This window comes from Winslowiella iniecta, from assembly GCF_001267535.1.
Lineage (GTDB): Bacteria > Pseudomonadota > Gammaproteobacteria > Enterobacterales > Enterobacteriaceae > Erwinia > Erwinia iniecta.
Window position 1 is genome coordinate 1 of sequence record NZ_JRXE01000021.1, and the last position, 3,366, is coordinate 3,366.

At 53.8% G+C, this 3,366-nt stretch carries 4 protein-coding genes and 1 riboswitch; of the genes, 1 reads left to right on the plus strand and 3 read right to left on the minus strand.

Going from position 1 to position 3,366, the window contains the following annotated elements:
• Positions 1-33: 33 nt before the first annotated feature.
• The 3 genes from NG42_RS14925 to NG42_RS14935 are packed head-to-tail and all read right to left on the minus strand — an operon-like array spanning position 34 to position 2,206.
• The gene (locus NG42_RS14925) at positions 34-777 is read right to left on the minus strand and encodes an ABC transporter permease (RefSeq protein WP_052900342.1); all 744 of its coding nucleotides are present in this window, start codon (positions 775-777) and stop codon (positions 34-36) included.
• Positions 774-1,520, minus strand: coding sequence for an ABC transporter ATP-binding protein (locus NG42_RS14930; RefSeq protein ID WP_052900344.1), 747 nt, complete (start codon positions 1,518-1,520; stop codon positions 774-776). The genes NG42_RS14925 and NG42_RS14930 overlap by 4 nt, the downstream gene beginning before the upstream one ends.
• On the minus strand, positions 1,517-2,206 hold the full coding sequence (locus tag NG42_RS14935) for a TenA family protein (protein WP_052900346.1): 690 nt from the start codon (positions 2,204-2,206) through the stop codon (positions 1,517-1,519). The genes NG42_RS14930 and NG42_RS14935 overlap by 4 nt, the downstream gene beginning before the upstream one ends.
• Before the next feature lie 51 nt (positions 2,207-2,257).
• Positions 2,258-2,360, minus strand: a riboswitch (TPP riboswitch).
• A gap of 426 nt (positions 2,361-2,786) precedes the next feature.
• On the opposite strand from NG42_RS14935, the gene NG42_RS14940 reads away from it, so the two are divergent.
• Positions 2,787-3,335 carry a hypothetical protein gene (locus NG42_RS14940; RefSeq protein WP_052900348.1) on the plus strand — a complete coding sequence of 183 codons (549 nt, stop codon included), beginning with the start codon at positions 2,787-2,789 and terminating at the stop codon, positions 3,333-3,335.
• Positions 3,336-3,366 lie beyond the last annotated feature (31 nt).

A 3,366-nucleotide genomic window follows, 5' to 3' on the forward strand; every position in this document is an offset into this window, starting at 1 on the left:
ACGCAAATATGCTTTTTTTCATCATAGGGCCTTTTATATTGAAGATGAGGGGGTTTCTGGTGCCCAGAACACCAGGCGACGAACCAGGACATCCACCGTTTTCCACAGTAAGACGGTCAAAACGACCAGGATAAACAGTGCGGCAAAACAGAGATCGGTTTGCATGCGCGCATTGGCATTAAGCATCAGATAGCCCAGACCTTCTGCTGAGCCGACCCATTCACCAATAATCGCACCGATCGGGGCGATGACCGCCGCCATACGGAGCCCGGAACCAAAGGCTGGTAGTGCCGCCATCAGCCGCACATGGCGCAACTGCGCCCAGCGTGAGGCACCCATGGTGCGGGCCAGATCGAGATAATCGCCATTGACCTGCCGTAGGCCGTCATAAAAGGTTGAAACCACCGGAAAGAAGATCACCAGCACTGCCATCGCCACTTTGGCGCTGATACCAAAGCCGAACCACAGCACCAGCAGGGGAGCCAGCGCAAAAACCGGTATCGCCTGACTGGTCACCACCACCGGCATCAGCCAGCGTTGCACTCGCGGGGAATAAATCATCGCCAGCGCCAGCAGCGCGCCAAGCAGAACGCCCAATAGCAGGCCGCACAGCATTTCTGTCGCGGTAATTAGCGTATGGTGCAGCAAGAAGGCGTGGCCATTCCACAACGCCTGCGCCACTGCCACCGGTGAGGGCAGCAGAAAAGCGGGAATAGCGGAAAAAGTGATCAGCCACCACAGCAGCATAAAACCGGCGAATACCGTCAGTCCCTTCATGCTTCGGCACTCATCAGTTGCTGCAATAATTTTCCCTGACTGTAGAGCAGATGAGGATCGTCAGGCGCACGGGGCGGCGTACCGGCAATCACCTGCGTATTGGTAATCTGTGCCGGGTGGCCGGAAAGCGTCATCAGGCGATGACTGAGGCGGCAGGCTTCCATCGGATCGTGAGTAATCAACAGCACGGTATGGTCGCTCAGCAGCTCTGACGCCAGTGCCTGAACCTTCGCACGGGTAACGGTGTCGAGAGCAGAGAAGGGCTCATCCATCAGCACAATCGGCTGACGCTGATACAGCGTGCGGGCAATGGCAACGCGCTGACGCATTCCGCCCGACAGTGCCGCAGGTAGCAGCGCCTGCTTACCTGCCAGTCCGACACGTTCCAGCAGTGAGTCGGCCCACGGCTGGTCGACTTTTTCGCCGCGCAGCCGTGGGGCGAGCGTGATATTTTCCGCTACCGTCAGCCAGGGATAAAGCAGATCTTGTTGCCCCATCCATGCGATACGACCGGTCAGCGGTTGCCCGTCGCTGCCGCAGACCGTGCCGGAAGTGGGCGATGCCAGCCCGGCAATGATCCGCAACAGGCTGGTTTTACCGACGCCACTGGCACCGAGCAACGCGACAAAACTGCCGCTGTCGATATCGAAACTGAGTGAGTCGAAAATGACCTGCTTGCCGAAATGCAGCGTCAGGTTGCGCACCTGAATTCCGGCTGGCGCTGAGAGTGATGATTTCTTCATGGCTTCACCGGGGCATTCAGCCCCATCTGCCAGAATGCCGCTTCAAGCTGGGTGGCGGTGGTGAAGATGGTCGACAAACTCCCGAAGCGGCTTTCCGCACCGCGCTGTTGACCGGTGCGCTCCAGCAGGTCAAGTGCGCTCTGTACCCCCGTCAGGTAGTCGCTATCGCCATAGTTAGCAATCCAGCGGGCGTAGGGATTTCCGACCATCGCCGTGGCCGGATCGTCCAGCAGGCGCAGGCCGATTTCCGCATAACCCGCGACGCAGGGCATTAGCGCCACCAGCAGATCCAGCGCATCGCCCGACTGACCAATATCCAGCACATAGCGGGTGTAGTTGATGGTTTCCATCGCCTCGGGCTGCGCGGCCATTTCAGCTTCGCTAAGACCCCAGTCTGCGCAGTAGCTGATATGCAGCGGCAGTTCTGAAACGATTGCCTCAAGGGATGCAGCGGCCGCACGAATATCGGGCAGGGTGCGCATTTTATACACCAGCAAGGCCCAGGCGCGGGCGAAGTGGATAAGAAACAGATAATCCTGCGTCAGATAGCGGCGAAACGCGCTTTCATCCAGCGTCCCGACGGCCAGCTGCTGGATAAAGGGATGGGCAACATAGTTCTGCCAGTGGCTGCCTGCCTGCTGGCGCAGTCGGCCATAGAGACCGGTGTCAAACATAGTGGTAAACATGGGACCCCCAAAAGTGTGTGGAGATCCGGGCGCGATGAGCTGAATGGCAAGTGCAGACTACCAACCCGTCCCTTCGCTGGCATGACCCAGATCAGGTTCAAAGGGTTCGGCTTACGCCATCTCAGCCCATGACAGGACACCCCTCGGAGCAGCCTGTTATACGGTATTTATTTTTTGATTTCAATCATCGGGCTTTGTTACTCAGCGCAATCCTCTACACGACTATAGTTAAGCAAAATTAATTGAATTCATTGATAAAATTAATAGATTCAACCTATTATTATCTGATTTAATTAATAGATAAACGATATGACGAGGCGATGAAATAGAGGAAAAATAGCGACTGGTCAGGTCGTTTAGTGTGTTATCGCGAAATAAAACGATTTGTCTTAGTAATAACATATTCAAAATTTTAATGAAATAAATGTCATTCGCTCAGGGATGAAATGAAAGGATACTTATCACTCATTGCATCCACTTCCTGAACCTGTGCTGCGCAGATGGCGTGCGTTTACGCCGGGACGACAGAAGGAAGACGCGCAAAAATGGCATTTTTATTCAGTTATTAAGGATTATAGGGATGAAAAAGGTTGTTTTAGCTGTTGGTGTTTCTCTGCTGCTGGCCGGTTGTGGTGATATTTCTAAAGGAGATATCGAAGATGCCATTAACGCCAAAATTAATCAGTCAGACATCTGCTACTCGTTGCAGGATAATAATGTCTCATTCCCGGTGCGGGTTAATGCAGGCTTTAATATCGGTGGCCTTAGCAACAGCGATGCGATTTTAAAAGGACTACAGAACCAGGGGCTGTTAGCGATTTCTCAGGATACCAGCGGCTGGAGCCGGGTTAATGTGCTGCAACTGACCGAGAAAGGTCAGGATGTCTCGTTCTGGGATAAAACCAAGGGAGTTTGTGTCGGCCATAAAGCCGTTGATGAGGTCAAAGTCTGGACCGAACCGAATGACGGCGGCGCACAGAAAATGACCCAGGTGACCTACACATGGAAACTTGACGGTATTCCAGGCTGGGTAGATAAAAAAGCCTTTGCGGACGTTAAGGGGATCTCTGAACCTCAGGAAGCCAGAATCATGCTGGTCAAAACCAATAAAGGTTGGCAGGCAATGTAATTCGCCTTCCTGGCATTAATGGCGGGTTCAG

Excerpts from the sequence above, each read along its gene's own strand:
- NG42_RS14940 (WP_052900348.1), top strand. The coding sequence starts at position 2,787 with ATGAAAAAGGTTGTTTTAGCTGTTGGTGTTTCTCTGCTGCTGGCCGGT.
- NG42_RS14925 (WP_052900342.1), bottom strand. The coding sequence starts at position 777 with ATGAAGGGACTGACGGTATTCGCCGGTTTTATGCTGCTGTGGTGGCTG.
- NG42_RS14935 (WP_052900346.1), bottom strand. The coding sequence starts at position 2,206 with ATGTTTACCACTATGTTTGACACCGGTCTCTATGGCCGACTGCGCCAG.
- NG42_RS14930 (WP_052900344.1), bottom strand. The coding sequence starts at position 1,520 with ATGAAGAAATCATCACTCTCAGCGCCAGCCGGAATTCAGGTGCGCAAC.